Below are 25,743 nucleotides of genomic sequence, written 5' to 3' on the forward strand. Positions count from 1 at the left end.
CCGGACCAGTCCCGAAATCGAACGCCAATCGATTGCGCGCGTGAATGAACTTGCCCCCGGGAAGAGGTTTCACCTTGCGTCAAATTAAAATAGCGCCGAAATGGATTAATCGCGCGCGATTATCCGCGGCATGAAGCAAGAAAGAGAAACCATGACAGACGAAACCGCGCTTAACCCAGTCGAGCTCGCGACCGAATTGACGATCGCCTGGCTCGGCAATCAGAACAACCGGATTGCGGCGGAAGAGGTCCCCGCTTTTCTTCGGACCATGCATACGACGCTGACCGGTCTTGCCGGCGCCGCTGATGCCGGTGGCGAGAGCGAAGACTCGGCGGGCTCGATGGAGCACAAGCCTGCGGTGTCGGTCCGCAAGTCTTTGGCATCGCGCGACGCGATCATTTCGATGATCGACGGCAAGCCTTACAAGACGCTGCGCCGTCATCTCTCGACTCACGGCCTGACGCCGGAGGAATACCGTCAGCGGTACAATCTGCGCCCGGATTATCCGATGGTCGCCGAAAGCTATTCGGAACAGCGGCGCGCCATGGCCAAAAAGATCGGGCTCGGATCGCGGGGCCGTCGCCCCAAGGCCGCCGAAACCGACGCGCCGGCGGCACCGACGCGGCGCCGCGCAACCAAGCAGGGTTGACCGGCCGCGCAGCGGGTGCAGGTCGCCCGCTGCGCGCGAAATCGCGCGCTTGCCGCTGACGTCTGGCTCAGCCGAGCGGCGCGTGCGCGATGCGCGGCAATACGTGACGTGCGAACAGGTCGGCTTCGGCGGCGTGCGGATAGCCGGACAGGATGAAGGCATCGATGCCTTCCGCGCGATAGGCGTTCAGCTTGGCGAGGACCTGATCCGGATCGCCGACGATCGCCGCGCCGCAGCCTGAACGCGCCCGGCCGATGCCGGTCCACAGATTGTCCTCGACATAACCGTCGCTGGCGCTGGCGGCTTCGCGGAGCTCCGCCTGGCGCGCGACGCCCGCAGACTGGCTGTCGAGCGAGCGTGCACGGATCGCGGCCCCGGTTTCGGCATCGAGTCGCGACAGCAGCCGGTCGGCCGCGGCGCGCGCCTCGGCCTCGGTCTCCCGCACCACGACATGGACGCGATAGCCGAACTTGAGCGTGCGGCCGTGGCGCGCGGCCCGCTCGCGCAGATCGGCGATGATCGCGCGGACGCCGGCCATCGAATCCGGCCACATCAGATAGACGTCGCACCCCTGCGCGGCGGCTTCGCGCGCGGCGGGTGACAGGCCCCCGAAATAGAGCGGCGGGCATTTCCCGGTCAGCGTGGTGACCCCCGGTGGCGCCAGATCGAGCTTCCAGAAATCGCCGTCGAACTTCAAATGCTCGCCGTTGAGCAATGTGCGCAGGATGTGCATCGCCTCGACCGTGCGCTGGTAGCGCGGCGCGCTGTCCAGCGTCTCGCCCGGGAGGTCGCTGGAGATGATGTTGACGGTCAGCCGCGGCAGCCCGCCGCCGGTCAGCCCGAGCATCCGGTCAAGCGTCGCGATCTGGCGGGCCAGCTGCGGCGGCCAGCTCTCGCCGATCCGGACCGCCATCAGCAAACGGATGCGCCGGGTCAGCGCGGCGATGCCCGCGGCGAATGCGGTGGTGTCGATGCCGAGCGCATAGCCCGACGGCAGCAGGATATTGTCGAAGCCGCCGCTTTCGGCCTGCAGCACGATATCGCGGCAATGTTCCCAGCTCGACTTCAGCCGGGGATCGGAGACCCCCAGAAATTCATAATCATCGTCGCACAGCGCCGAGAACCAGCTGATCTCACACGGCTGTTCGGTTCCGTTCATGGCAGGCGCTCCCCTGTCCCGGCCTGCATCACCGCATACCATTGGTCGCGGGTCCATTCGACCTTGTAGGCGTCGGCCGATGCGCGGATGCGGTCGGGTTGCTGCGATCCGACGATCGGTATGATCCGCGCTGGATGCGCCATCACCCAGGCAAGCGCCGCCGCCGTCACGTCGACGCCATGGGCCGCACCCTGTTCGGCCAGCAGCCCATGCGCGGGATGATCGGGGTCGAGCAGCCGACCGCCGGCGAGCGGCGACCACGCGAGCACCGCCATGTCGCGTGCCATCGCCTGGTCGAGCGTGCCGTCATAGAGCGGCGCGACGCGCAGCGGCGAGAATTCGGGCTGGGTCGTGACGATTGGCAGGTCGAGGAACGCCTGCAGCGCGTCGACCTCCGCGGGGCTGTAATTGGACACGCCGATCGCGCGGACCTTGCCGGCGGCGACCATTGCGGCGAGCGCGTGGGCCACCTCCTGCGGGTGGGTCATGAAATCGCGGCGGTGGATCTGGTAGAGGTCGATCACGTCGATCCCCAGCCGCGCCAGCGAGGCGTCGACGGCTGCCGCCAGATAGGCCGCGCTCGAATCATAGGGGCGCGGCGGGGTGATGCCGCCCTTGGTCGCGATGACCATGCGGTCGCGCAGCGCCGGTGCGTCGGCCAGCACCCGGCCGAACAGCGCCTCCGAAGAGCCGAAGCCCTCCGGCGTGCCATAGCCGTAAATGTCGGCGGTATCGAACAGCGTGATGCCCGCTTCAAGCGCGGCATCGACACGCGCGCGCGCCGCCGCCACGTCGGTGCCGGTGAAGCGCCACATCCCCCACGCGATCGGAGATACGATCAGTTCGCTCTTGCCCAGCGGGCGCGGATCGGGAGAAAGGCGGAGGCTCGTCATGGCGACGATCTTTGGCACAGGGATTTGACGGATGGTAGCTGCGATCCGCTACGGCGTTGTCGGCACGGGCATGATGGGGGTCGAACATCTGCGCAACCTGATGATCCTGCCCGGTGCCGAAATCGTCGCGATCGCGGATCCGGTCGCCGCCTCGCTCGATTGGGCACGCGCCGCATTGGGGGACCGGGCCGCGGGCGTGCGCGCGTTCGACGACGTGGCGTCGTTCGCCACCGCCGCCGATGTCGATGCGATCGTCATCGCCGCGCCCAACCACACGCATCGCGATGTCGTGGCGCGTCTGCTCGACCGCGATGTCGCGATCCTGTGCGAAAAGCCGCTGGCCACCACGATCGCCGACGCGCGCTGGATGGTCGATCAGGCACGGGACCGCGCCCGCCCCTTCTGGACCGCGATGGAATATCGCTTCATGCCGCCGGCGGCCGAGTTCATCGCGCAGGTGCATGCGGGCAAAGTCGGCCAGCTCAGGATGCTGTCGATCCGCGAACATCGCTTTCCCTTTCTGCCAAAGGTCGGCGACTGGAACCGCTTCGCCCGCAACACCGGCGGGACGATGGTCGAGAAATGCTGCCATTTCTTCGACCTGATGCGACTGATCGTGCGGTCGGAGCCGGTGCGCGTCTTCTGTTCGGGCGGCCGTGACGTCAATCATCTTGACGAACGCTATGAAGGCCGCGCCCCCGACATTCTCGACAACAGCTACACCGTCGTGGATTTCGCCAACGGCGTGCGCGCGATGCTCGACCTGTGCATGTTTGCCGAAGGCGCCGAGCATCAGGAGGAGATGTCGGCCACCGGCGATCGCGCCCGCCTCGATGTGCTGATCCCGCCCGGCGACCTCGTGTTCAGCCCGCGCGTCGACTGGCGCGGGCCGAAGGCGGTCGAACGCTGGCATGTCCCCGTCGATGAGGCCGCGATGGCGGCGGGCTCGCACCACGGCGCGACCTTCTATCAGCATCAGGCATTTGCCGCCGCGATCCGGGGCGAAGGTCCGGTACAGGTAACCGCCGAGGACGGGCTGCGCGCGGTGGCGATGGGTGCCGCCGCTGAACTCAGCGCACGCGAACACCGCGTCGTCGCGATGGCGGAGCTGGGCCTTTGAGCCTGAGCGCGCCGATGAACCCGGGCGATCATGTGCTGATCGTCGGTGGCGGCTTTTCGGGCACGCTGCTCGCGATCAACCTGATGCGCCACGATGGGCCGCGCGCGACGCTGGTCGAACGCCGGCCCGGCCAGGTCGCGCGCGGGGTGGCCTACAGCGCCGCCGACGACAGCCACCTGCTCAATGTGCGCGCCGGCAATATGAGCGCCCTGCCCGACGACCCCGGTCACTTCGTCCGCTGGCTGGAGGCCAATGGCGAGGGTGGCGCGACCAGCTTCGTCCGGCGGACCGCCTATGGCCGCTATCTCGCCGCGCTGCTGGCGGAAACGCGCGCGCGCGCCGGTGATCGGCTGCGCGTCGTCAACGGCGACGTCGTCGCGCTCGCCAGCGACGCAACGGGTGTCGAGGCGCGCTTTGACGATGGCACCGCGGCGCGTTTCGAGCGCGCGGTGCTGGCGCTCGGCAACCTGCCGCCGCATGCGCCACCGGGCGTCGATCCCGACAGGCTGCCGCGCGACCAGTATTGCGACGACCCATGGGCCGCCGACATCGCCGAGGGGCTGACCGACGACGATACGGTGCTGCTGCTCGGCACCGGGCTGACCGCCGTCGACGCCGCGCTGCTACTCGACCGGCGCGGGTTTCGCGGGCGCATCGTCGCCATGTCGCGGCGGGGCCTGCGTCCGCGCGCGCACATGATCGGCCAGCCGCCGGTGACCCCCTGGCACGAAAAGCCCGCCCAGCGCCTGTCGGAGCTGTCGCGGCTGGTCCGGGCCGCGGCGGCGGCCCCGGGCAGCGACTGGCGCTGTGCGGTCGACGCGCTGCGCCCGGTGACCCAGCTGATGTGGTCGGGTGCGGATGTCGCGACGCGGCGGCGCTTCCTGCGCCATCTGCGCCCATTCTGGGATGTGCATCGCCACCGGCTGGCACCGGAGATCGCGGAGCGGATCGATCGACTCGTCGCGGCCGGCCGGCTGAGCTTCCGCGCCGGGCGGGTGCGAAGCGCGGTGTCCGACATTTCCGGGCTGGCCATCGAATGGCAACCGCGCGGCGACGAACGAAGCGTGCGCGAGCATGTCCGCCGGATGGTCAACTGCACCGGGCCCCAGGGCGACCTGCTCCGCAGCACCGAGCCGCTGCTGCGCCAGCTGCTCGACAGCGGCCGCATCCGGCCCGACGCCGCGCGGCTGGGGATCGACATCGCCGCCGACACCTGCGTGCTCGGCCGCGACGGGACGCCCGACCCGCGAATCCACGCGATCGGCCCGATGACGCGGGGTGCCTATTGGGAGGTCGTCGCCGTGCCCGACATCCGCGTCCAGACCTGGAACGTCGCGCGTACCCTGTCCAACGCGCATTGGGTCGGCGGCGAGGGACTTTGATCGAACGCACCCGACGCGCGCACCACCGCACGAAATTAGGAATATCATAAGATTGCGGCGTTAGATCGCGTTAACCACGGTTTCAGAGAAGCGGCGCGGTGACCAGAACGGGGAACGCAATCGAGGAGACGTCGCGGGCGCTTGGTGCATTGGTCATCAATTGCGCCGATATCGCCGGCCAGCTTGGCCAGGTTTCCTCCGACATCAGCGAACAGAGCGTCGATCTGGGCGGATTGTCGCGCGTCGTCGACCGGCTGGTCATCAACCAGCAGGCCGCCGATCATGCCGCGGCCCAGACCCGCAAATTGTCCGATCAGGTCCGCAGCAAGCTCGAACAGAACGCCCAGGCAATCGAGGAAGCCACGTCGAGCTTCGGCGAACTCACGACGCTGGTAAGTGGCCTCGGGGCGCACGTCACCGACCTGTCGAACGCGATGAGCGAGGTGCGCTCGGTCTCCGACGTGATCGCGCGGATCGCGACGCAGACCAACCTGCTCGCGCTCAACGCCGCAATCGAGGCGGCGCGCGCCGGGGTCGAGGGCCGCGGATTCGGCGTCGTCGCCGCCGCGGTCAAGGGGCTGGCCAGCGAAACCCGCGAAGCCACCCGCCGCATCGACACGACGATCGACGTGCTGTCGGGTGAAGCATCGCGATTGGTCCAGGAGATCGAGCACGGGATGATGCGCAGCCTGTCGGCCGAACGCGGACTGGCACGCATCCGGGCGAGCATGGTCGATGCCGGCGAGATCATCACCATGGTCGACGGCCAGTCGGCGGAGGTGACCGAGGCGGTCGCGGGCATCGAGGCGAGTGTGGCCGAGGCCAGCCGCGACATCGCCAAATTCGCGGATGCGCTGCGAATCAACGCAGTGAACCTTTCCCGCGCCCGCGCCCGCGTGGACACGCTCGAGGTCGAAGCCAATCTGACGCTCGACCGGCTTGCGATGTCGGGGCTGGAAACGGGCGACACGCCATCGATCGAGCGCGCGAAGGAGGTCGCACGCGAGATCGAGCGGCTTGTCGAGGCCGGCATCGCCCGTGGCGAGGTGAGCGAGGATGCGGTGTTCGACTGCAACTACCGCCTGATCCCTGGGTCGAACCCGCCGCGCTACGATACGGGGTTCAACGATTTCGCCGACCGGCACATCCGGCCGATCCTCGACCGCGAAAGCACCTGGTCGCCGGGCATGATCGGATCGGTCATCAGCGACGTGAACGGCTATCTGCCCACCCACCTGACGCTGCGCTCCCAGCGCCAGGGCAAGGACATCGCCTGGAACATGAAATGGTGCCGCGACCGCCGGATCATGATGGACGACGCCACCCGCCGCGCGATCGAGAGCAGCGCGCCGGCGATGCTCAATTGCTACCGCATGGCGCTGGGCGAGGAGGATTTCCTGCCGCTTAAGACGGTGTTCGTGCCGCTTTGGTTCCGGGGCCGGCGCTGGGGCAATTTCGAATTTGCCTATGTCGATGCCCAGGATGCCCGATCGCTGGCGATCGGTGCGTCGGGTCTGGCCGAAAGTCTGGTGAACGCCGGCGACCAGCTGGTCGAAGCGACCGCCTGATCGCGCGGCTCAGCCCGATTGCGCGGGCCGTCCGCGATCGAGCGCGCCGAACTGCCGCTCATATTCCGACACATCGCCCGCCACGATCAGCCGCGCCTGTTCGACCCACTTGTCGCGGGCCATCCGCCCGGCAAAATTGCCCAGCGCGGCGTCGATCGTCGCGGCACGCTCGGGCGTCAGCGCAGCGAGCACGGCCAACGACGTCACGCCCTCCTCGGCCAGTCGCGCCGCGACCCGTGGCCCGACGCCCTTCAGGATCGTGAGGTCCGATGCAGCGGCGGGTGACGCCGGCGGCGGTTCGGCCTGCACCTGCGGTTTCGGATTTTGCGACGGAACCGGTGCGGCCTGCAGCTGCGGTGCCGGAGCTTCTTGCGGGACCGGTGCGACCGGGGCGGGCTGATCCTCGATATCGGGGCTGCCCGCGTCCAGGCGAAAGCCATGCCCGCTTTCCAGCAGCTCGGCCTCCGCCTCGCGCCGCCGCTGCTTCAGCCGCCGTCCCCGCCAGATGATGTAAAGCGCGACCAGCGCGAACAGCCCGATCAGGACGAAATGGGTGAGCGTGAAAGGCCACATCCGGTCGGCGGCAGCCAGGGGGGTCGAGGGCGGAAGCGATTTGTCCATGGGCGCACTCATATCACCGATGCCGCCGCCGACCAGTGCCGGTCGGTTCAGCCGCGCGCGACTTCGCGCCAGCCGATGTCGCGCCGACAAAAGCCGCCGGGAAAGTCGATGCGGTCCACCGCGCGATAGGCCGCCGTCTGTGCCGCAGCGACGCTCTGCCCCGTGGCGGTGACGTTCAGCACCCGCCCGCCGCTCGCCACCAGCCGGTCGTCGGCCAGCCGCGTGCCGGCGTGAAAGACGCGCGCGCCGGTTGCCTCGGCCGCCTCGATGCCGGCGATCGGCGCGCCGGGCGCCACCTGGCCGGGATAGCCGCTAGCCGCCATCACGACGGTCAGCGCGGCCTCGTCGGCGAAGCGCGCCGGCGCATGGTCGCCCAGCGTGCCCGCATCGGTCGCCAGCATCAGCTCGAGCAGGTCGTCCTCCAGCCGCATCATCAGCACCTGCGTCTCCGGGTCGCCAAAGCGGCAATTATATTCGATCAGCATCGGACCGCCGTCGGTCAGCATCAGCCCGGCATAAAGCACGCCAGAATAAGGCATGCCGTCGCGCCGCAGCGTGTCGATCGTCGGCCGCACGATCTCGTCCAGCGCGCGCTGCATCAGTTCCGGCGTCAGCACCGCGGCTGGGCTGTAGGCGCCCATGCCCCCGGTATTGGGGCCGGTATCGCCCTCGCCCACCCGCTTGTGGTCCTGCGCCGATCCAAAGGGCATCAGGTGCGTCCCGTCGGTCAGCACGAACAGGCTCGCTTCCTCGCCGGTCAGGAACGTCTCGATGACCAGCTCCGCGCCGGGTTCGGCCATCAGCGTGACGATCGCCGTGTCCGCCTCGTCGGGCGTGGTTGCGATGATCACGCCCTTGCCCGCCGCCAGTCCGTCGGCCTTGAGCACCAACGGCAGGGTGAAGCCGGCCAGTGCCCCGCGCGCGGCGTCGGGGGATGCGACGCGTACATAGCGCGCCGTCGGAATGCCGGCGCGCGCGCACAGGTCCTTGGTAAAGCCCTTCGATCCTTCCAGCTGCGCGGCCTCCCGATTGGGGCCGAAGACGCCGATGCGCTCGGCGCGCAGCCGGTCGGCAAGGCCCGCGACCAACGGGGCTTCCGGCCCGATCACCACGAAGGCGATCGCGTGGCGGCCGCAAAAGGCGACGACCGCGTCGTGATCGGCGGGATCGAGCGCGACCCGGGTCGCGTGCGCGGCCATGCCGGGGTTGCCAGGCGCGACATAAAGCGTATCGAGACGCGGCGATTGCGCCAGCTTCCACGCAAGCGCATGTTCCCGCCCGCCCGATCCGATCAGCAGGACGTTCATGCCCGATCCCTTGTTCGACGATTCAGTGACGCGGCTGGTAGCCGAGACGGTGCCGGGCGACAACGCCGCGCCGGAAAGCGTCAGCGAATTGTCGGGCCGGCTGAAACGCACCGTCGAGCGCGAGTTCGGCCAGGTCCGGCTGCGCGGCGAGATTTCCGGCTACAAGCGCGCGGCGTCGGGGCACGTTTATCTGGCGCTCAAGGACGAAGGCGCGGTGATCGATGCGGTGATCTGGCGCGGTGCCGCCGCTGCCATCCCCTTCGCCCCGCAGGACGGGATCGAGGTGATCGCGACGGGCAAGGTCACGACCTATCCGGGCCGGTCCAAATATCAGATCGTGATCGACCGGCTGGAGCTGGCCGGCGAAGGCGCGCTGATGGCGCTGCTCGAAAAGCTCAAGGCACAGCTTGGCGCGGAGGGGCTGTTCGACGCGGCGCGCAAGCGGCCACTGCCCTTTCTGCCGCGCGTCATCGGCGTCGTCACCTCGCCCACCGGGGCGGTCATCCGCGACATCCTGCACCGCCTCGCCGATCGCTGCCCGAGCCATGTGATCGTCTGGCCGGTCCAGGTCCAGGGCGACGGCGCCGCCGCCCAGGTGGCGCGCGCGATCCGCGGCTTCGACGCCCTGCCCGTCGATGGCGTGCCGATGCCGCGCCCCGATCTGCTGATCGTCGCGCGCGGCGGCGGCTCGATCGAGGATCTGTGGGCCTTCAACGAAGAAGTGGTGGTGCGCGCGATCGCCGACTGCACCATCCCGGTCATTTCGGCCGTCGGGCACGAAACCGACACGACGCTTGCCGACTACGCCGCCGATCTGCGTGCGCCGACACCGACCGCGGCTGCGGAGATTGCGGTGCCGGTGCTCGCAGATGTGCGCCATCAGGTGGCGACGCTGGCGCTGCGCAGCGAACGGTGCGCGCGCCGCTATCATGATCGTGCCGCCGAGCGGCTGGCCGCGCTTGCCCGGCTGATCCCGCGGCGCGAGGCGCTGCTCGGCCCGCAGCGCCAGCGCACCGACGACCTGGCGCAGCGTCTCGGGCTCGCGCTCGAGCGCCGGGTGGTGCTGGCGCGGCGCAGCCTCGACCGCGCGGGCGGTGCCCTGCGTCCGGCGATGCTCGACCGGCGGCTCGATGCGGCCCGCGCCGCGCTGCGGCTGGCGGGGGCGCGGCTCGATGCCGGCAATCCCGACAACCTGCTCGCCAAGGGCTATGTCCGCGTGGCCGCGCGCCTCAACGGCCAGGCGGTGACGAGCGCGGCGGATGCGCGCGCGACGGGCGCGCTGACGCTCCATTTCCGCGACGGCGCGATTGATGCCAAGGTTGAGCGCGCGGGATCGAAGCCCTATCCTGACGACAAACCCGAGCAGCAACGCCTGCTCTAGACCAGGAAACAGGCCAGCCATGCTGATGTCGAACACCGCGCGCGCGGCGCGCCTCCACTATCTCGCCAACGGCTATCGGATGCTCAGCGCGGGCGATCATGTGGTCTGCGCGGTCAGCGGCGAGCGCATTCCGCTCGACGCGCTGCGCTACTGGAGCGTCGCGCGCCAGGAACCCTATGCCAGTGCGGAGATCGCCACCGCGCGGCTTGCGGGCGGATGAGGCTGCGCACGGTTGGTGCCTGTGTGATCGCGGCGGTCGTCGTCGCGTCGCCAGTGCTGGCCCGGAATGACGATCGGGCCGTTTCGCTGATGGCCGTGGTCCAGCTCGATCGCCCGTTCGTTCAGGGCGGCATTGCGCGCGGCCGGGTCCCGCGCGGCTGGAGCGGGCTCATGCTCGACGATCGCGCGGTCGGGGTCGCCGGGGACGGAAGCTTCCTGGTCGCGATCGATCGCGATGCCGGGCCGATGGCGACGCTGGCGCTCACCGACGCAGCCGGTGTCCTGCATCGCCAGCAGATCGCGGTCGCCCCGCGCGACTGGCCGATCCAGCGGCTCGACAGGGTAGCGCGCTTTCCCCAGCCGAGCGCCGAGTTCGCCGCCCGGCGTCCCGTCGAGCTGGCCCGCATCGCCGCCGCGCGCGACCGGATGAGCGAGAGCGCGGGCTGGCGACAAGCCTTTGTCTGGCCGGCGAACGGCCGCATTTCGGGGCGGTTCGGATCACAGCGCATCTATCGCGGCGAACCCGGTGCCTATCATTCGGGCGTCGACGTCGCGCGCGCCGCCGGCACGCCGGTTGTCGCGCCCGCCGACGGCGTGGTCACGCTCGCCGCGGACTCGCCCTTCACGCTCGAGGGCTGGCTGCTGATCGTCGATCACGGCATGGGACTGAACAGCGCCTTTCTCCACCTGTCACGCATCGACGTGCGCGAAGGCGACCAAGTGCGTCAGGGTCAGCCGATCGGCGCGATCGGGGCGAGCGGTCGCGCATCGGGGCCGCACCTCCATTGGGGGGTCACCTGGCACGGCGCGCGCATCGATCCGGTCGTGCTGCTTGGCCCGCCCGCGCGCGAAGATGCCGGGAACGCGCAAGAAATCTCGCGTTTCGACGCGCAGAGAACGGGCACCAGCGGAACCGCGCGCGCCGCGGAGGATTGAAGCTGAACATCGAGCCGAACCGGAACATGGGAGCGCCACGCGATGAAACTGACCCTGATCACTCTGATGACCCTGCCCCTGATTGCGGGTTGCGCGATGGATGGCGAAACGGTTGCGACGGCGGATACGGCCGGGCCGATCGCGGTGGCCGATTTGCGCACGGCGACGGGCGGCGACGCGGGCCGGGTGACCGCCACCGCCGCCGCGACGGGGATCGAGGTCCGCGTCGACGCGCGCGGGCTGACGCCCGGCCAGCACGGGATCCATGTCCACACCGTGGGTCGGTGCGACGCACCCGATTTCACGACCGCCGGGGGCCACTGGAACCCGACCGCGCGTCAGCACGGCAGCATGAACCCCGCCGGCCCGCATTCGGGTGACCTGCCCAACCTCACTGTCGATGCCGCCGGCAATGGCCGCGTCGAATTCACGCTGGCGGGCGGTACGATGGACGGTCTGCTCGATGCCGACGGCGGGGCGTTCGTCGTTCATGCCGGCCCCGACGATCTGAAGACCGATCCGTCGGGCAACAGCGGCGGTCGAGTCGCCTGTGGAGTGTTCGCCGCGTCCTGAGCGGCCGCGTTGACAAGCGGGTCGCCGCGCGGAACACTCGCCTCCCCCAGTGGAGGCGAGACCAGGCGATGCCGAAGAAGAACGCGGACGCAAAGAAATCGGGCGAAGGCAAGAAGGGCAGCGCCGCGCAACGTGCGCTCGCTGCGCTCAATCTGCCCAGGGATTTTCCGCTCGGCAAACCGAGCGCGAAGGCGCTCGCCAAGCATCCGGTTCTGGCCGAACTCGCCGCAATCGCACTTGAGGCACTGGCGGGCGAAATCCGTGCGCGTGTGAAGGACAGCTCAACCGCTGCGCCGAAGCGCAAGACCGTGAAGGCGGCGGCAATACCCACCGAAACGCCGGCACCCGCTGCGCCGACGGAGACTGCGGCGAAGCCGGCCGCGCCCAAGCCGGCAGCACCAAAGCCGGCCGCCCCCAAGCCGACGGTCGCAAAGCCGCGCAAACCGGCGGCGGCGCGGCCTGCCGTTCGCAAGCCGCGCACACCCGCCAGCTAGCGGCGGCGGCGTCCTAGCGGCAGCTGACCCGGCCGCGCTCGATCGCGCGCCCGGCAATCGCGCCGCCGGCCGCGCCCAGCACGGTGCCCAGCGTCTCCGATCCGCCCGGTGCGATCAGGTTGCCCAGCACGCCGCCGGCGATACCGCCGACGATCAGCCCGGTCGTGCCATCGGGGCGGCGGCAATAATAACGGCCGTCCTGGCCGCGATAGATGCGCTCATTTTCCGCCAGCCGGCGTTCGCGCGCGCGGCGATCCTCGCGGTAATAGCGCGCCGCGTCATAACCGCCATAGGACGGGTCGGGCCGGTTATAGTCATAGTTGCGATAGTTCGAATAGCCGTCGTCATACTGGTTCAGCCCGGTACAGCCTGCCAGCAGCACAGCCGCCGAAACACCCATCATCATCGCGCGCATCGCCGATCTCCCGTCCATGTTGTTCTCGGACAAGTGAACCGCTGGGGGGTGCGAAAGGTTGCAGCGGGCGTCAGGCCGGCGGCGGCACCAAGCCGATCAGCTTGAGCACGACCGCCTGCGCCAGCATCACCGCCAGCCAATGCGCCGCGTCGGCGACGACGACGCGCGCGCCCTGTCCCCGCGCGGTGTGGCCGACGGCAAGGACGGGCAGGACGAAGCCGATCCAGATGACGAAGGCGGACCCGATCGCCATCGTCCATTCGCCGCCCTTGGGCGGGGCGAGGATCAGTGCGCCCGCCAGGATCGACGCCAGCCAGAACTCCATGACGATCGCGACCAGCAGCAACCGGACGCCGGGACGTGCCCGCACGCTGCCAAGGCGCAGAAAGGCGACGCCGATGATCAGCCCGGCCAGCGTTGCCGCGGCGATCGCGCCGAAATTGAGCAGGATATAGATCACGTCGCGGCCTCGCTTTCCATGCTGGCCTCTTCTACCCGCTGGCGCCGCCCTTTCCCAGCCATGTGCGGATCGTTAGCGTGCGCGCCATGTCGACCCGCTTCGATGCCGTCATTGTCGGCGGCGGTCATAACGGCCTGGTCTGTGCCTTCTACCTCGCGCGGGCGGGGCTGAAGACCTGTGTGCTCGAACGGCGTGAGATATTGGGCGGTGCGGCGGTGACCGAGGAATTTCACCCCGGCTTCCGCAATTCGACCGCGAGCTACACGGTCAGCCTGCTCCAGTCCCGCGTCATCGCCGACATGCGGCTGCACGATCACGGCTATCGCGTCGTCGACCGGCCGATCGCCAATTTCCTGCCGCTGCCCGACGGCCGCTATCTGCTGTCGGGCGGACAGGCCGATACCCGAGCCGAGTTTGCCAAATTCTCGGTCCGCGATGCCGATGCATTGCCTGCTTATGCCGCGGCGCTCGATCGGGTGGCGGACGTGTTGCGCGACCTGGCGCTCACCGCCCCGCCCAATGTCGGCGGCGGCGTCGGCGCGATGCTGGCGGCACTCGGCCAGTCGCGGCGGCTGGCGCGGCTCGATCTTGCCGCCCAGCGCGACCTGCTCGACCTCTTCACGCTCAGCGCGCGCGAATTTCTCGACGGCTGGTTTGATAGCGATCCGGTCAAGGCGCTGTTCGGCTTCGATGCAATCGTCGGCAATTACGCCAGTCCCGACACGCCGGGCACCGCCTATGTCCTGCTTCATCACGTCTTCGGCGAGGTGAACGGGCAAAAGGGCGCGTGGGGCCACGCGATCGGCGGCATGGGTGCGATCACCCAGGCGATGGCGGCGGCATGCCGCGCGGCCGGCGTGACGCTGCGCACCGACGCCCCGGTTGCGCGGGTGCTGGCCGATGGCGGGCGCGTCGCCGGGGTGCGGCTGGAGAGCGGCGAGGAAATCGCGGCAGTGCGCGTCGTCTCCAATGTCGGGCCGAAGCTGCTCTTCAACCGCCTGATCGACCCAAGCGATCTGCCCGCCGATTTCCGCGCGCGCGCCGCGCGGCTGAAGGGCGGATCAGGCACGCTCAGGATGAACGTCGCGCTCTCCGCCCTGCCCCGCTTCACCGCATTGCCCGAGGCCGGGCCGCATCTCGGCGCGGGAATCATCATGGCCCCCAGCCTCGACTACATGGACCGCGCCTGGCAGGACTCGCGGGTTCACGGCTGGTCGCGCGAGCCGGTGGTCGAGATGCTGATCCCCTCGACCCTCGACGACAGCCTTGCCCCATCGGGCGCGCATGTCGCCAGCCTGTTCTGCCAGCATTTCGCCCCCATGCTGCCCGACGGCCGCAGCTGGGACGACGCGCGCGAGGACGCGGCCGACGCCGCGATCGCCACCGTCGAACGCTTCGCCCCCGGCTTCACCGCCAGCATCGTCGCGCGCCAGGTCCACACCCCGCTCGACCTGGAGCGCAAGTTCGGGCTGGTCGACGGCGACATTTTCCACGGCCGCATGTCGCTCGACCAGCTCTGGTCGGCGCGGCCGATGCTGGGCCATGCCGATTATCGAATGCCGCTCAAAGGGCTGTATCTGTGCGGCTCCGGCGCGCATCCCGGCGGCGGCGTCACCGGCGCGCCCGGCCACAATGCCGCGCGGGCCATCGTGCGCGATTGGAAACGCCGGGGATTTGCACGCCGCTGAGCCGCCGCTAAAGCCTGCGCCTATGACCGACGCCCCTCCCCTGCGGCTCTACAACAGCCTGACGCGCCGGCTCGAGACCTTCGAGCCCGTCCACCCCGGCGAGGCGCGCGTCTATAGCTGCGGCCCGACGGTCTATAACTATCCGCATATCGGCAATATGCGCGCCTATGTGTTCGCCGACACGCTGGGGCGCGTGCTGCGCTACAAGGGCTATAAACTCACCCATGTCATCAACATCACCGATGTCGGCCACCTGACCGACGATGCCGATGCGGGCGAGGACAAGCTGGAAAAGGCCGCCGCCCAGCGCGCCCAGTCGATCTGGGACATTGCGCACCATTATACCGAAGCGTTTTGGGCCGACGTGAAGGCGCTCAACATCACCGAGCCTGCGCAGTGGACGATCGCCACCGACTATGTGCCCCGCATGATCGAATTCGCGAAGTCGATCGCCGACAAGCATTGCTACGAGCTGCCGAGCGGCCTCTATTTTGACGTGTCGACCGTCGCCGATTACGGCCGACTCGCGCGCGCCAGCACCGAGGAGGGCGAGAGCCGCATCGACCCGGTCGACGGCAAGCGCAACGCCGCCGACTTCGCGATCTGGCGCAAGACCCCACCGGGCGAGACGCGCCAGATGGAATGGGACTCCCCCTGGGGCAAAGGCGCGCCCGGATGGCACCTGGAATGCAGCGTGATGAGCGAGGAGACGCTCGGCTTCCCGTTCGACATCCACACCGGCGGCATCGACCACCGCGAGATCCACCACCCCAATGAGATCGCCCAGAACCAGGCCTATTGCTGCACCAACGGCCTCGAAGATCCGCGCAATTCCGGCGCGAAGATCTGGATGCACAACAACTTCCTCGTCGAACGCTCGGGCAAGATGTCGAAGTCGTCGGGTGAGTTCCTGCGCCTGCAACTGCTGATCGACCGGGGCTATCACCCGCTCGCCTACCGGCTGATGTGCCTGCAGGCGCATTACAGGAGCGAGCTTGAGTTTTCGTGGGAGGGCCTTGGCGCGGCGCTGACACGGTTGAAGCGGATGGTGATGGGGATCGAGAAGCTCAAGCAGCGTGTTGAGTCTGAGCCAGCCGGTCAGGCCGATATGAGCCTCCATCAGATCGGTGAAGCGATCTCCGACGACCTGAATACGGCGAGGGCGCTGGTGATTGCAGAGTCGATTGCAGCATCGAAGGGCTATGCGGGGGATCGGCTTAAAGCCATCGCTGAATGCGACAAGGTGCTCGGGCTCGACCTAATGGACGTGACCCGCGCCGACCTGCGCATCCGCCCCAAATCCGCCACCATCACCGAAGCCGAAATCGAAGCCGCACTCGCCCGCCGCAAGGAGGCGCGGGCAGCCAAGGACTTCGCCACTTCGGATGCGATCCGCGATGAACTCACGGCAGCGGGGGTGGAAGTGATGGACGGCGACCCGCTCGGCTGGGACTGGAAGCTGGGCGAATAGGCTCCAACCTATCCCTCGTCGCCCCGGCGCAGGCCGGGGTCCACCGGGCGGCGAGTGCTTCGCAACGACCTGAGGGCGGCGCGGGCGGCAAAGTGGACCCCGGCCTTTGCCGGGGTGACGGTTCAGTTGTTGCAGCGTCACTAAAAGGCAGCCGTCGCCCCGGCGGAGGCCGGGGCCTTTGGCAGAAATAGCGCTACTTCTGCATGAGGCCCCGGCCTCCGCCGGGGTGACGCGTGGATCATCAGCGGCCCCTTCCCTTCCCCACCCCACAGCATAAACTGGCTTCCATGAAAGCCGTGCTCCCCGCCATCGCCCGCCCGCTGCTCGAGCCGCATCTCCCTTCCGCCCTCACCCCGCACTGGTTCACCTCGGTCGAGGATGCACAGGCCGCGATCGGCGATGCCGATATCGCCTGGGCCGACGTGCAGTCGTCGGAGGACAGCGCCGCGATCGCCGCCGCGGGCACGAAGCTCAAATGGCTGTTCACGCTGCGCGCGGGCGTCGACGCCTATGACACCGCGCTGCTGAAATCGCGCGGCACGATCGTCACCAACGGCACCGGCATCAACGCCAATGCGGTCGCCGAATATGCGGTCATGGGGATGCTCGCCGCCGCCAAGCGCTATGACGAGGTGGTCCGCATCGCCGACCGCCACGAATGGACGGTTGCCTCACCCGGCACGATCGAGCTGGCCGGCGGGCGCGCGCTGATCATCGGCATGGGGACGATCGGCGGGCTGATCGCGTCACGGCTGCGCGCGTTCGAGATGGAGGTGACCGGCGTCACGCGATCGGGCCGTGACGGCACGCTGACCCCGGACCAGTGGCGCGCGCGGCTCGGCGAATTCGACTGGATCATCCTCGCCGCACCCTCGACCTGCGAGACCAGCGCGATGATCGGCGCGGCCGAGCTGGCGGCGATGAAGCCGACCGCCTGGATCGTCAACATGGCGCGCGGCGACATGATCGATCAGGACGCGCTGATCGCCGCGCTCACCGCCCGCCGGATCGGCGGTGCGTTCCTCGACACGGTCACGCCCGAGCCACTGCCCGCCGACCACCCGCTGTGGACGACGCCCAACGTGCTCCACTCAATGCACCTGTCGGGCCGCGCGCAGACGACGATGTTCCAGCGGGCGGGGGCGTTGTTCCTGGAGAATCTGGGGGCGTTCCTGGCCGGCCGACCGATGCGCAATGTCGTGGATCTCGACGCGGGTTACTGAGCGGACTGCTTCGCGTTTCTCGACTTCGCTCGAAACGAACGGGAAGGAGGAGCACGGTTAAGCTGAAATCTACCCAACCAGAACGTCGTTCGTTTCGAGCGAAGTCGAGAAACGTGCCACCCCCTCCACCCCCTTGCACATTTACCCCGTTAGCGTAAATGCATCCGCCATGACGACACTGGCAGGCATCAAGATCAGGCGGTTTCGCGAGGAACGTGGCATCAGCCGCGCCGCCTTCGGTGCGTGGTATGGCGCGCCGGGCAGCACGGTTCAGGGCTGGGAGGAGGATGGCAAGCGCGCGTCCGCCGCCGCGGTCAACCAGATCGCGGCCAACGGCATCGCCCATCACGCCGACTGGTTCGTGACCGCCCGCATTTCGGAGAATGACATGAGTAGCTGGACCCCCGGCAGCTGGACCGCCGCCGACGCGCGGCAATTGCCCGATTATCCCGACGCGGCCGCATTGAAGGCCGCGACCGACACGCTGTCGAGCTACCCGCCGCTGGTGTTCGCGGGCGAAGCGCGCGAGCTGACCGCGGAACTGGCCAAGGTCGCGGCGGGCAAGGCGTTCCTGCTCCAGGGCGGCGACTGTGCGGAGAGCTTTGCCGAGTTTCACCCCAACAACATCCGCGACACGTTCCGCGTCATCCTCCAGATGGCGGTGGTGCTGACCTTTGCGTCCAAGCTGCCGACGGTGAAGCTCGGTCGCATGGCGGGCCAGTTCGCCAAGCCGCGCTCGGCGCCGACCGAAGTGATCGATGGCGTCGAGCTGCCCAGCTATCGCGGCGACAATGTCAACGACATCGCCTTCACCCCCGAAGCGCGCATCCCCGATCCGCAGCGCATGGTGCAGGGCTATCTCCAGTCCGCCGCCACGCTCAACCTGCTGCGCGCCTTCGCGCAGGGCGGTTATGCCAATCTTCACCAGGTCCATCGTTGGACGCATGATTTCCTCGGCTCCAGCCCCTGGGCCAAGAAATATCGCGACGTCGCCGACCGCATCGGCGAAGCGCTCGACTTCATGGAAGCGTGCGGGATCAGTCCCGACACCGTGCCGCAGCTCAAGGGCACCAGCTTCTACACCAGCCACGAAGCGCTGCTCCTGCCCTATGAGCAGGCGCTGACCCGGCAGGATTCGCTGACCGGCGACTGGTACGACACCTCGGCGCATTTCGTGTGGATCGGCGACCGCACCCGCTTCGAGGGGTCGGCGCATGTCGAATTCCTGCGCGGCATCGGCAACCCGATCGGGATGAAGTGCGGGCCAAGCCTGGAGCCCGACGTGCTGCTGCGCCTGCTCGACACGCTCAATCCCGCGCGGGTGCCGGGCCGCATGACGCTCATCACCCGCTATGGCCATGACAAGATCGAGGACGGGCTGCCCAAGCTGGTGCGCGCGGTGAAGCGCGAGGGGCATCCGGTCGTCTGGAGCTGCGACCCGATGCACGGCAACGTCATCAAGGCCGCCAATGGCTACAAGACGCGGCCCTTCGACCGCATCCTCGCCGAAGTGCGCGGCTTCTTCGCGGTGCACCGCGCCGAAGGGACGATCGCCGGCGGCATCCATGCGGAAATGACCGGCCAGAACGTCACCGAATGCACGGGCGGCGCGGTCGCGGTGACCGAGCAGTCGCTGGCCGATCGCTACCACACCCATTGCGACCCGCGCCTCAACGCCAGCCAGAGCCTGGAACTCGCCTTCCTGCTCGCGGAGATGCTCAACGAGGAAATGCAGGAACGCCGCCGCGCGGCTGCGTAAGCGCCTGCCGCTCCTGTAATGATCGTCACCCCGCGTAGGCCGGGGTCCACCGCCCAGCATGCGAAGCGCTCGACCTTGAGCGGACAGCCTGACAGCCCGGTGGACCCCCGCCTTCGCGGGGGTGACGAAGGAATGTGGGGGCGGACCAAAGCTACTCGTCACCCCGCGTGGGCCGGGCCGGTGGGGCGGGTGGCGCTCCTTTTGCCAGAGACCCCGGCCTTCGCCGGGGTGACGTTTGAAATGCGTCCTGCCTCGCCAATGAGCCGTCGCCCCGGCGGAGGGACCCCCCGCAAAGTAATACTTTGCGGGGAATCCCGGAGGCCGGGGCCTCTGGCCAGTGTCGCGGACCATCTGCCAGCGGCCCCGGCCTTCGCCGGGGCGACGTGAACATCATCTGGCTGTAGGCCCCGCGCCCCGCTACACCCACGCCATGCTCTCCGACATCGCGATCTCGCGCGCCGCCACGCTCCAGCCCATCCACGCGATCGCCGCGCGCGCCGGCATTCCGGAGGCGGCGATCGAGCCCTATGGCCGCCACAAGGCCAAGATCGAGCTTGATCGGCTCCCCGCCGCACAGGGCCGCGCGGGCAGGCTGATCCTCGTCACCGCGATCAACCCCACGCCCGCCGGCGAGGGCAAGACCACCACGTCGGTCGGCCTGGCCGACGCGCTCAACCTGAACGGGCGGCGCACGATGCTGGTGCTGCGCGAACCTTCGCTCGGGCCGTGCTTCGGCACCAAGGGCGGCGCGACCGGCGGCGGCTATGCCCAGGTGGTGCCGATGGAGGACATCAACCTCCATTTCACCGGCGATTTCCACGCGATCACCAGCGCGCACAACCTGCTCGCCGCGATGATCGACAACCATATCCATTGGGGCAACGCGCTCGATATCGATGTGCGCCGCGTGGTGTGGCGGCGCGTCCTCGACATGAACGACCGCGCGCTGCGCGACATCGTCCAGTCGATCGGTGGCACCGCCAACGGCTTCCCGCGCGAAAGCGGCTTCGACATCACCGTGGCGTCCGAAGTCATGGCGATCCTGTGCCTCGCGCGCGATCTCGACGATCTGGAGGCACGGCTGGGGCGCATCGTCGTCGCCTACACGCGCGATCGCCGCCCGGTCACCGCCGCCGACCTGAAGGCGAGCGGCGCGATGGCGGTGCTGCTGGCCCAGGCGATCAAGCCCAACCTGGTCCAGACGCTCGCCGGCAATCCCGCGCTGATCCATGGTGGCCCGTTCGCCAACATCGCGCATGGCTGCAACTCGGTGATCGCGACCCGCGCCGCATTGGGCCTCGCCGATTATGTCGTCACCGAAGCGGGATTCGGGGCGGACCTGGGCGCGGAGAAGTTCTTCGACATCAAATGCCGCCAGGCGGGGCTTACCCCCAGCGCGGCGGTGATCGTCGCGACCGTGCGCGCGCTCAAGATGAACGGCGGCGTGGCCAAGGGCGATCTGGCGCGCGAAGATGTCGACGCGGTGCGGCGCGGATCGGTCAACCTGATCCGCCATCTGGAGAATATCCGCCAGTTCGGCGTTCCTGCCGTGGTCGCGATCAACCATTTCGGCACCGACACCGATGCCGAGCTCGCCGTGCTGAATGAGGTCGCGGCCGCGCACGGCAGTCGCGCGATCCTGTGCCGCCACTGGGCCGAGGGCGGCGCGGGCGCGGTCGAATTGGCCGATGCGGTCGCCGCACTTGCCGACAGGGACGCCGGCCAGTTCGCGCCGCTCTATGACGACGACCTGCCGCTGTTCGCCAAGATCAACACGGTCGCCACCCGCATCTACCGCGCCGAGGAAGCGGTGGCCTCCCCCGCCGTCCACGCCCAGTTGAAACGCTGGGAAAGCGAAGGCCACGGCCGCCTGCCCGTCTGCATGGCCAAGACGCAATACAGCTTCTCGACCGACCCCGCGCTGCTCGGCGCGCCGACCGGCCATGTCGTGACGGTGCGCGAGGTGCGGCTGGCGGCGGGCGCGGGGTTCGTCGTCGCGATCTGCGGCGACCTGATGACGATGCCCGGCCTCCCGCGCACGCCCGCTGCCGAGGCGATCCGGATCGACGCCGATGGCCAGATCGACGGCCTGTTCTGAACCGGCCGCCACGAATTTAGCAGGGTTGCGCAAAGCCGGGCGAGCGCCGGCATGCTAATTCTGACGACGCCCGGCGTAACCGTTTCGGCCGCGCCGGCGAACCCTCGGGCAACGCGCCTGCCAGCAGGAGACCCCTCGATGCCCAGCTTCACCCGATCCTATCGCCCGGCGCTTCTGCTCGCCGCCGCACCGCTTCTCGCCCTTATCGGCACAGCAATGCCCTCGGCGGGCGAACTGACCGTCGATCAGGCGCATCTGGCCCCCTTCGTCGCCCCTGCCCCCGCCACAAGCGCACCGATCAATTACAAGGTCGTCGACGACGTGCTGAACGCGATCGTGGTTGACGAGGGCAGCTCCACGACGGTGCGCTACAGCGCGCTGAAGGGCGACGGCGAACGAGTCATCGACCAGCTCGTTTCGGCGTTCAGCGGTATCGACCCGCGGGGTCTGAACGCCGATGAGCAGCTGGCCTATTGGCTCAACTTTCGCACGCTGCTGCTGATCAAGGCGACCGCCCAGCAGTTTCCGTCGGCCAAGCCCGCCCAGTGGCTCGAACCCGGCAACGCGTTCCTGACCGCCCGCATGGCGAACGTGGCCGGCGTCGACCTCTCGATCGCCGACATCGACGCGATCGTGCTGGCCCGCGCCGCGGGGCACCCCCACATCGTCTACGGCCTTCCGTTGCCGGTACGCGAAGCGCCTGCCTTTCCGCGCCAGGCCTATCGCGGCGCGACGCTCGATGCCGATCTCGCGGCGGCGGCGCGCGGCTTCATCAACCGCTCCGGCGTCGTTCGGACCAAGGCCGACGCCGCGACGATCCCGCGCTTCGTGCTCGATCGCCGCGCGCACCTGGGCGGCGACGACGCCGCGCTGCTCATGCATTTGCGGTCGCTCGCCGACAACAAGCTGGGGGCAAAGCTGGGCGCAGCGACCCGGCTGGCGCCCGACAACCGGCTGACCCTCAATGCCTTCGCCGAGCGCAGCTTCGCGGACCAGGATCTGCACGGCGGGTTCCGCCCGACCGCAGGTGCCGGCGGCGGAGCCGGTTCCTGACGCCAACCGCGGTTCGCGCCGGCGCGCTTGTCCCGCTCGGCACCGCGGTGCTGCTGATCGGCTTCGCGCCGCACTTCGCCTGGGACATCCCGCTGGGCGAACGCCCGGTGCTCGCCTTCACCGCCGCATTCGCGCTCACCGGCCTGTTGTTCGCCGGGTTCATCGCCGTTCTTTCCAGGGAGACGCGGCAAGGCCATCCAACGCCCGCCCGGTCGGTCGCGTTCATCCTGGCGGTCGGGCTGGTCGCGCGCCTGGCCCTGATCCCCAGCGTCCCCATTCTGGAGGACGATTTCTACCGCTATCAATGGGACGGTGCCGTGGTGGCGAACGGGGGCAATCCCTATCGCCACCCGCCCGCCCGGTTCGTGACGTCACCGCTCGCCGAGCGATTGCTGGCGCAGGCGGGTCTGCGTCCGACCCCGCCGCCGCCGGGCCATGAAACGCTGGCGCGCGACGGGCACGACATTCTGTTGCGGATCAACAACCCGCACATCGCGACCATCTATCCCCCGCTCGCCCAGATCGGCTTTGCGCTCGGCCACTGGCTGACGCCCTGGCGGCTGACCGGGTGGAAGATCGTCGTGCTTATCGCCGAACTGGCAACCGCCGGGCTCCTGCTGGGCGCGCTGGCCAGACTGAAGCGGCCGCCGCAATGGCTTGCAATCTATTGGTGGCACCCGCTCGCGCTCAAGGAACTGGCGAACAGCGCGCATATGGATGCGCTGCTGCTGCCCTTCCTCGCCGCCGCGCTGTGGATGCTCGCCGCGGGGCGGACCCGGCGCATGGCCGCCGCGCTCGCCGGTGCGGCGGCGGTCAAGCTGTGGCCGCTGCTCGTCGCGCCGCTGATGCTGCGCCGCGATCGTCGCGCGATCGCGACGGGCATCGCGATCGCCGCCGCTGCCCTGCTCCTCGTCGCCCCGCAACTCGCGGTCGCGACCGACGACTCCGGGCTGGCGCGCTACAGCGCCGACTGGCAGCGCAACGCGCTCGCCTTCCCCGCCGCGGTCGCGCTGCTCCAGGGGTGGGTCGCCGATCCCGGGGCGGCCGTCCGGCTCGCCGTCGCCGCGCTGCTGACCGGCTATGTCGCGCATGTCTGGCTTCGCATCCCGGCTGAGCCGCTGGCGCGCATCCATGCCACCGGCACCGCCATCCTGCTGCTGCTGCTGCTCGGGCCGACCGGCTATCCCTGGTACGCGCTGTGGCTGGTTCCGGTCGCCACCGTCCAGCCGCGCGCCAGCCTGATCGCGCTGATGGCGTGCGCCCCGGCCTATTATCTCGATTTCTGGGTCCAGCTGCGCCCCGATCCGGCTGCATGGTTCTGGTTCGCCCCCGCGCTGTCGGCCGGCCCGGCCTGGCTGCTGCTGGCGCATGAGACACGGGCACGGACGCGGGCCCGCGCGTGACCGTCGTCGTCATCATCCCGGCCCGGGACGAGGCCGCCGCGCTGCCGCATGTGCTGGCCGCCATCCCGCGCTGTGCCGATCATGTCATCGTCGCCGACAATGGCTCGACCGATGGCACCGCTGCCGTGGCGCGCGCGGGCGGTGCCATCGTGGTGACGGAGCCGCGCGCCGGCTATGGCCGCGCCTGCTGCGCCGGCATCGCGCAGGCCGGTCGGCTCGGTGCCGACATCCTCGTCTTCCTCGACGGCGATCACAGCGACTATCCCGAACAAATGGCGCGGCTGATCGACCCGATTCGTGCGGGCGATGCCGACATGGTGATCGGTTCGCGCGTGCGCGGGCGGCGGATGGCGGGCGCGCTGACCCCCCAGCAACGCTGGGGTAACGCGCTTGCCTGCTGGCTGATCGCGCGGATCTGGGGGGTGCGCTACACCGATCTGGGGCCGTTCCGCGCCATCCGCGCCGACGCGCTGCGGCGGCTGGCGATGCGAGAGATGACCTATGGCTGGACGGTCGAGATGCAGATCCGCGCCGCCCAGCACGGCCTGCGCAGCCTTGAGGTGCCGGTCGACTATCGCGTCCGCATCGGCCGGTCGAAAGTGTCGGGAACGCTGCGCGGCGTGGTGCTGGCAAGCTGGCACATCCTGGCGATGATCGCGCGCGCCGCGCTCACGGCGCCGCCAGCGGCACCAGCGCCTGCCAGCGCGCCAGATCCTCGGGCCGGTCCAGATCGTGCAGCGCCGGCAGCATCACCGGGGCCACACCCCGTCGCGCCAGCCGATCCAGCGTTTCCGCCAGCACCCGCGCCGTCCCCCACGCCATGTCGGTGAACAGGTCGGGCGCGGATGCGGGCAGCCCGATCAGATAATAGCCCCCGTCCGCCGCCGGGCCGATCACCGTCCGCCCCCGTGCGACCGCATCCGCCGCATCGTTCAGGTGATCTGCGCCAAGGTCCGGAATGTCCGCGCCGATCAGGACGCAGGGCGGCGCAACCGCGGCCATGCGCCGGCCCAGATCGCCCGCCGCCTGCGCGACCAGCGTGACATCGTCGCCCAGCCATTGCGCGAACTGCTCGGCGGGTGCGCCGGTGAAATGCACCTCGAAACGGTGCCCGCTGTGCCGCATCGTCGCCAGCGTGCGTTCGACCAGCCGCGCGTGCAACGCCGCCGCCGCCTTGGCACCGATCGCGGGGATCAGCCGGGTCTTTGCCTGCCCCGCCTCGGGCCAGCGCGCGAACAGGACGATGCGCGGCGCGCTCATGGCGCGTGCTTCAGGAAATGATGCGCGGCGATCGTGCGCTGCACGACGGTCAGGACGCACAGCACCGCATAGCCGCTCGCCAGCCACGCGAACCCCGCTGGCCACAGGCACATGGCGGCGAAGGTCGCGATCGTCTCCGCCCCCTCGGCAAGGCCGCTATTGTAGAAAAAGCTCTTCTGGCCGTGCGCGGTCGTCTCGATCCCCCGCTGCGCCGCCAGCACGGCAAAGGCGAGGAAGCTGATGCCCGTGACGGTGAAGGTCGCGACCAGCACCAGCGCGGAGGGCAGGTTGGCGGGCGTCGCCAGCCCGAAGCCGACCGGCACCGCGACATAGAAGGCAAAGTCGCAGACGATGTCGAGATAGCCGCCGAAATCACTTTTCGTGGTGGCCCGCGCCACCGCGCCGTCGAGCCCGTCGAGCATCCGGCTGACCAGGATGAGCGCCAGCGCGAGCAGGTAGTGCCGCCACGCAACCGCTGCCGCGCCGCCCAGCCCGACCGCGAGCCCCGCGATGGTCACCATGTTGGCGCTCAGGCCCGCGCGTGCCAGCCCGCGCCCGATCGCGTTGAGCGGCGGATCGATCAGCGGGCGCAGGCGCGCGTCGAACATCGC

Annotated in this window: 24 protein-coding genes and 1 pseudogene; 17 read left to right on the top strand and 8 right to left on the bottom strand. The window is 69.2% G+C overall.

Annotation, left to right across the window (positions count from 1 at the left end; all coding sequences use genetic code 11):
• Positions 1-151 precede the first annotated feature (151 nt).
• A complete protein-coding gene (locus GO308_RS05695; protein WP_066480884.1) occupies positions 152-649 on the top strand; it encodes a MucR family transcriptional regulator in 498 nt (165 codons plus the stop codon).
• 67 nt (positions 650-716) lie between these two features.
• On the opposite strand, the gene GO308_RS05700 is transcribed toward GO308_RS05695, so the two are convergent.
• Positions 717-1,808 (bottom strand): LLM class flavin-dependent oxidoreductase, encoded by a 1,092-nt coding sequence (locus GO308_RS05700; RefSeq protein ID WP_240884433.1) that lies wholly within the window; start codon positions 1,806-1,808, stop codon positions 717-719.
• The gene (locus GO308_RS05705) at positions 1,805-2,701 is read right to left on the bottom strand and encodes an aldo/keto reductase (RefSeq protein WP_240884434.1); all 897 of its coding nucleotides are present in this window, start codon (positions 2,699-2,701) and stop codon (positions 1,805-1,807) included. Before GO308_RS05705 ends, GO308_RS05700 begins: the two co-directional genes overlap by 4 nt.
• A 31-nt stretch (positions 2,702-2,732) precedes the next feature.
• Between GO308_RS05705 and GO308_RS05710 the strand changes: the two genes are divergently transcribed.
• From GO308_RS05710 to GO308_RS05720, 3 genes are all read left to right on the top strand, one after another.
• Positions 2,733-3,821 (top strand): Gfo/Idh/MocA family oxidoreductase, encoded by a 1,089-nt coding sequence (locus GO308_RS05710; RefSeq protein ID WP_240884456.1) that lies wholly within the window; start codon positions 2,733-2,735, stop codon positions 3,819-3,821.
• Between the two features lie 14 nt (positions 3,822-3,835).
• Entirely contained in the window at positions 3,836-5,203 is a 1,368-nt protein-coding gene (locus tag GO308_RS05715; protein ID WP_066672854.1) for an FAD/NAD(P)-binding protein, read from the top strand.
• Positions 5,204-5,301: 98 nt separating this feature from the next.
• Positions 5,302-6,771, top strand: a complete 1,470-nt coding sequence (locus GO308_RS05720; protein ID WP_066551072.1) for a methyl-accepting chemotaxis protein — start codon at positions 5,302-5,304, stop codon at positions 6,769-6,771.
• Positions 6,772-6,780: 9 nt separating this feature from the next.
• Here the strand turns inward: GO308_RS05720 and GO308_RS05725 are convergent, their stop codons facing one another.
• Both GO308_RS05725 and purD read right to left on the bottom strand, forming a co-directional pair.
• Positions 6,781-7,392, bottom strand: coding sequence for a hypothetical protein (locus GO308_RS05725; RefSeq protein ID WP_240884458.1), 612 nt, complete (start codon positions 7,390-7,392; stop codon positions 6,781-6,783).
• A gap of 47 nt (positions 7,393-7,439) precedes the next feature.
• A complete protein-coding gene (gene purD, locus GO308_RS05730) occupies positions 7,440-8,699 on the bottom strand; it encodes a phosphoribosylamine--glycine ligase (protein WP_240884460.1) in 1,260 nt (419 codons plus the stop codon).
• Here purD and xseA point away from each other — a divergent pair.
• From xseA to GO308_RS05755, 5 genes are all read left to right on the top strand, one after another.
• Entirely contained in the window at positions 8,698-10,080 is a 1,383-nt protein-coding gene (gene xseA, locus GO308_RS05735) for an exodeoxyribonuclease VII large subunit (protein ID WP_240884463.1), read from the top strand. The two genes, purD and xseA, sit on opposite strands and share 2 nt — an antisense overlap.
• Before the next feature lie 19 nt (positions 10,081-10,099).
• Positions 10,100-10,300 (top strand): DUF2093 domain-containing protein, encoded by a 201-nt coding sequence (locus GO308_RS05740; RefSeq protein WP_066480896.1) that lies wholly within the window; start codon positions 10,100-10,102, stop codon positions 10,298-10,300.
• Complete coding sequence (locus tag GO308_RS05745) at positions 10,297-11,235, top strand: M23 family metallopeptidase (RefSeq protein ID WP_240884465.1); 939 nt, start codon at positions 10,297-10,299, stop codon at positions 11,233-11,235. The genes GO308_RS05740 and GO308_RS05745 overlap by 4 nt, the downstream gene beginning before the upstream one ends.
• Positions 11,236-11,277: 42 nt before the next feature.
• The gene (locus tag GO308_RS05750) at positions 11,278-11,808 is read left to right on the top strand and encodes a superoxide dismutase family protein (protein ID WP_082731840.1); all 531 of its coding nucleotides are present in this window, start codon (positions 11,278-11,280) and stop codon (positions 11,806-11,808) included.
• A gap of 68 nt (positions 11,809-11,876) precedes the next feature.
• A complete protein-coding gene (locus GO308_RS05755; protein ID WP_240884467.1) occupies positions 11,877-12,302 on the top strand; it encodes a hypothetical protein in 426 nt (141 codons plus the stop codon).
• A 13-nt stretch (positions 12,303-12,315) separates the two neighbouring features.
• On the opposite strand, the gene GO308_RS05760 is transcribed toward GO308_RS05755, so the two are convergent.
• A complete protein-coding gene (locus GO308_RS05760; protein ID WP_066480899.1) occupies positions 12,316-12,717 on the bottom strand; it encodes a glycine zipper 2TM domain-containing protein in 402 nt (133 codons plus the stop codon).
• A gap of 70 nt (positions 12,718-12,787) precedes the next feature.
• On the bottom strand, positions 12,788-13,177 hold the full coding sequence (locus GO308_RS05765) for a hypothetical protein (protein ID WP_240884469.1): 390 nt from the start codon (positions 13,175-13,177) through the stop codon (positions 12,788-12,790).
• 86 nt (positions 13,178-13,263) lie between these two features.
• Between GO308_RS05765 and GO308_RS05770 the strand changes: the two genes are divergently transcribed.
• The 8 genes and pseudogenes from GO308_RS05770 to GO308_RS05805 all read left to right on the top strand — a co-directional run.
• Complete coding sequence (locus GO308_RS05770) at positions 13,264-14,865, top strand: NAD(P)/FAD-dependent oxidoreductase (RefSeq protein WP_240884471.1); 1,602 nt, start codon at positions 13,264-13,266, stop codon at positions 14,863-14,865.
• 22 nt (positions 14,866-14,887) lie between these two features.
• Positions 14,888-16,336: a cysteine--tRNA ligase gene (gene cysS / locus GO308_RS05775; protein WP_240884474.1), complete on the top strand. Its 1,449-nt coding sequence runs from the start codon at positions 14,888-14,890 to the stop codon at positions 16,334-16,336.
• Positions 16,337-16,623: 287 nt separating this feature from the next.
• Positions 16,624-17,559, top strand: coding sequence for a D-2-hydroxyacid dehydrogenase (locus GO308_RS05780; protein WP_240884475.1), 936 nt, complete (start codon positions 16,624-16,626; stop codon positions 17,557-17,559).
• 169 nt (positions 17,560-17,728) lie between these two features.
• Positions 17,729-19,318: a 3-deoxy-7-phosphoheptulonate synthase class II gene (locus tag GO308_RS05785; protein WP_066551315.1), complete on the top strand. Its 1,590-nt coding sequence runs from the start codon at positions 17,729-17,731 to the stop codon at positions 19,316-19,318.
• 430 nt (positions 19,319-19,748) lie between these two features.
• Positions 19,749-21,416, top strand: coding sequence for a formate--tetrahydrofolate ligase (locus GO308_RS05790; protein WP_240884477.1), 1,668 nt, complete (start codon positions 19,749-19,751; stop codon positions 21,414-21,416).
• A gap of 138 nt (positions 21,417-21,554) precedes the next feature.
• The gene (locus GO308_RS05795) at positions 21,555-22,469 is read left to right on the top strand and encodes a DUF547 domain-containing protein (protein WP_066480912.1); all 915 of its coding nucleotides are present in this window, start codon (positions 21,555-21,557) and stop codon (positions 22,467-22,469) included.
• Between the two features lie 47 nt (positions 22,470-22,516).
• A complete protein-coding gene (locus GO308_RS05800; RefSeq protein WP_240884485.1) occupies positions 22,517-23,872 on the top strand; it encodes a glycosyltransferase 87 family protein in 1,356 nt (451 codons plus the stop codon).
• Positions 23,869-24,243, top strand: a pseudogene (locus GO308_RS05805) (glycosyltransferase family 2 protein); the annotation flags it as partial. The gene GO308_RS05800 and the pseudogene GO308_RS05805, both read left to right, overlap by 4 nt.
• 298 nt (positions 24,244-24,541) lie before the next feature.
• Here the strand turns inward: GO308_RS05805 and GO308_RS05810 are convergent.
• Positions 24,542-25,132: a TIGR04282 family arsenosugar biosynthesis glycosyltransferase gene (locus GO308_RS05810; RefSeq protein WP_240884487.1), complete on the bottom strand. Its 591-nt coding sequence runs from the start codon at positions 25,130-25,132 to the stop codon at positions 24,542-24,544.
• Positions 25,129-25,740: a CDP-alcohol phosphatidyltransferase family protein gene (locus GO308_RS05815; RefSeq protein WP_240884489.1), complete on the bottom strand. Its 612-nt coding sequence runs from the start codon at positions 25,738-25,740 to the stop codon at positions 25,129-25,131. Before GO308_RS05815 ends, GO308_RS05810 begins: the two co-directional genes overlap by 4 nt.
• Between the last annotated feature and the right edge of the window lie 3 nt (positions 25,741-25,743).

Origin of the sequence: Sphingomonas sp. SFZ2018-12, assembly GCF_022496715.1 — a bacterium.
In the GTDB taxonomy this organism is placed as follows: Bacteria; Pseudomonadota; Alphaproteobacteria; order Sphingomonadales; family Sphingomonadaceae; genus Sphingomonas.

Bases quoted from the DNA above. Each gene is read 5' to 3' on its own strand.
- GO308_RS05695 (WP_066480884.1), top strand. From the start codon at position 152: ATGACAGACGAAACCGCGCTTAACCCAGTCGAGCTCGCGACCGAATTG.
- GO308_RS05700 (WP_240884433.1), bottom strand. From the start codon at position 1,808: ATGAACGGAACCGAACAGCCGTGTGAGATCAGCTGGTTCTCGGCGCTG.
- GO308_RS05705 (WP_240884434.1), bottom strand. From the start codon at position 2,701: ATGACGAGCCTCCGCCTTTCTCCCGATCCGCGCCCGCTGGGCAAGAGC.
- GO308_RS05710 (WP_240884456.1), top strand. From the start codon at position 2,733: ATGGTAGCTGCGATCCGCTACGGCGTTGTCGGCACGGGCATGATGGGG.
- GO308_RS05715 (WP_066672854.1), top strand. From the start codon at position 3,836: ATGAACCCGGGCGATCATGTGCTGATCGTCGGTGGCGGCTTTTCGGGC.
- GO308_RS05725 (WP_240884458.1), bottom strand. From the start codon at position 7,392: ATGGACAAATCGCTTCCGCCCTCGACCCCCCTGGCTGCCGCCGACCGG.
- xseA (WP_240884463.1), top strand. From the start codon at position 8,698: ATGCCCGATCCCTTGTTCGACGATTCAGTGACGCGGCTGGTAGCCGAG.
- purD (WP_240884460.1), bottom strand. From the start codon at position 8,699: ATGAACGTCCTGCTGATCGGATCGGGCGGGCGGGAACATGCGCTTGCG.
- GO308_RS05740 (WP_066480896.1), top strand. From the start codon at position 10,100: ATGCTGATGTCGAACACCGCGCGCGCGGCGCGCCTCCACTATCTCGCC.
- GO308_RS05745 (WP_240884465.1), top strand. From the start codon at position 10,297: ATGAGGCTGCGCACGGTTGGTGCCTGTGTGATCGCGGCGGTCGTCGTC.
- GO308_RS05750 (WP_082731840.1), top strand. From the start codon at position 11,278: ATGAAACTGACCCTGATCACTCTGATGACCCTGCCCCTGATTGCGGGT.
- GO308_RS05755 (WP_240884467.1), top strand. From the start codon at position 11,877: ATGCCGAAGAAGAACGCGGACGCAAAGAAATCGGGCGAAGGCAAGAAG.
- GO308_RS05760 (WP_066480899.1), bottom strand. From the start codon at position 12,717: ATGCGCGCGATGATGATGGGTGTTTCGGCGGCTGTGCTGCTGGCAGGC.
- GO308_RS05770 (WP_240884471.1), top strand. From the start codon at position 13,264: ATGTCGACCCGCTTCGATGCCGTCATTGTCGGCGGCGGTCATAACGGC.
- cysS (WP_240884474.1), top strand. From the start codon at position 14,888: ATGACCGACGCCCCTCCCCTGCGGCTCTACAACAGCCTGACGCGCCGG.
- GO308_RS05780 (WP_240884475.1), top strand. From the start codon at position 16,624: ATGAAAGCCGTGCTCCCCGCCATCGCCCGCCCGCTGCTCGAGCCGCAT.
- GO308_RS05785 (WP_066551315.1), top strand. From the start codon at position 17,729: ATGACGACACTGGCAGGCATCAAGATCAGGCGGTTTCGCGAGGAACGT.
- GO308_RS05790 (WP_240884477.1), top strand. From the start codon at position 19,749: ATGCTCTCCGACATCGCGATCTCGCGCGCCGCCACGCTCCAGCCCATC.
- GO308_RS05795 (WP_066480912.1), top strand. From the start codon at position 21,555: ATGCCCAGCTTCACCCGATCCTATCGCCCGGCGCTTCTGCTCGCCGCC.
- GO308_RS05810 (WP_240884487.1), bottom strand. From the start codon at position 25,132: ATGAGCGCGCCGCGCATCGTCCTGTTCGCGCGCTGGCCCGAGGCGGGG.
- GO308_RS05815 (WP_240884489.1), bottom strand. From the start codon at position 25,740: ATGTTCGACGCGCGCCTGCGCCCGCTGATCGATCCGCCGCTCAACGCG.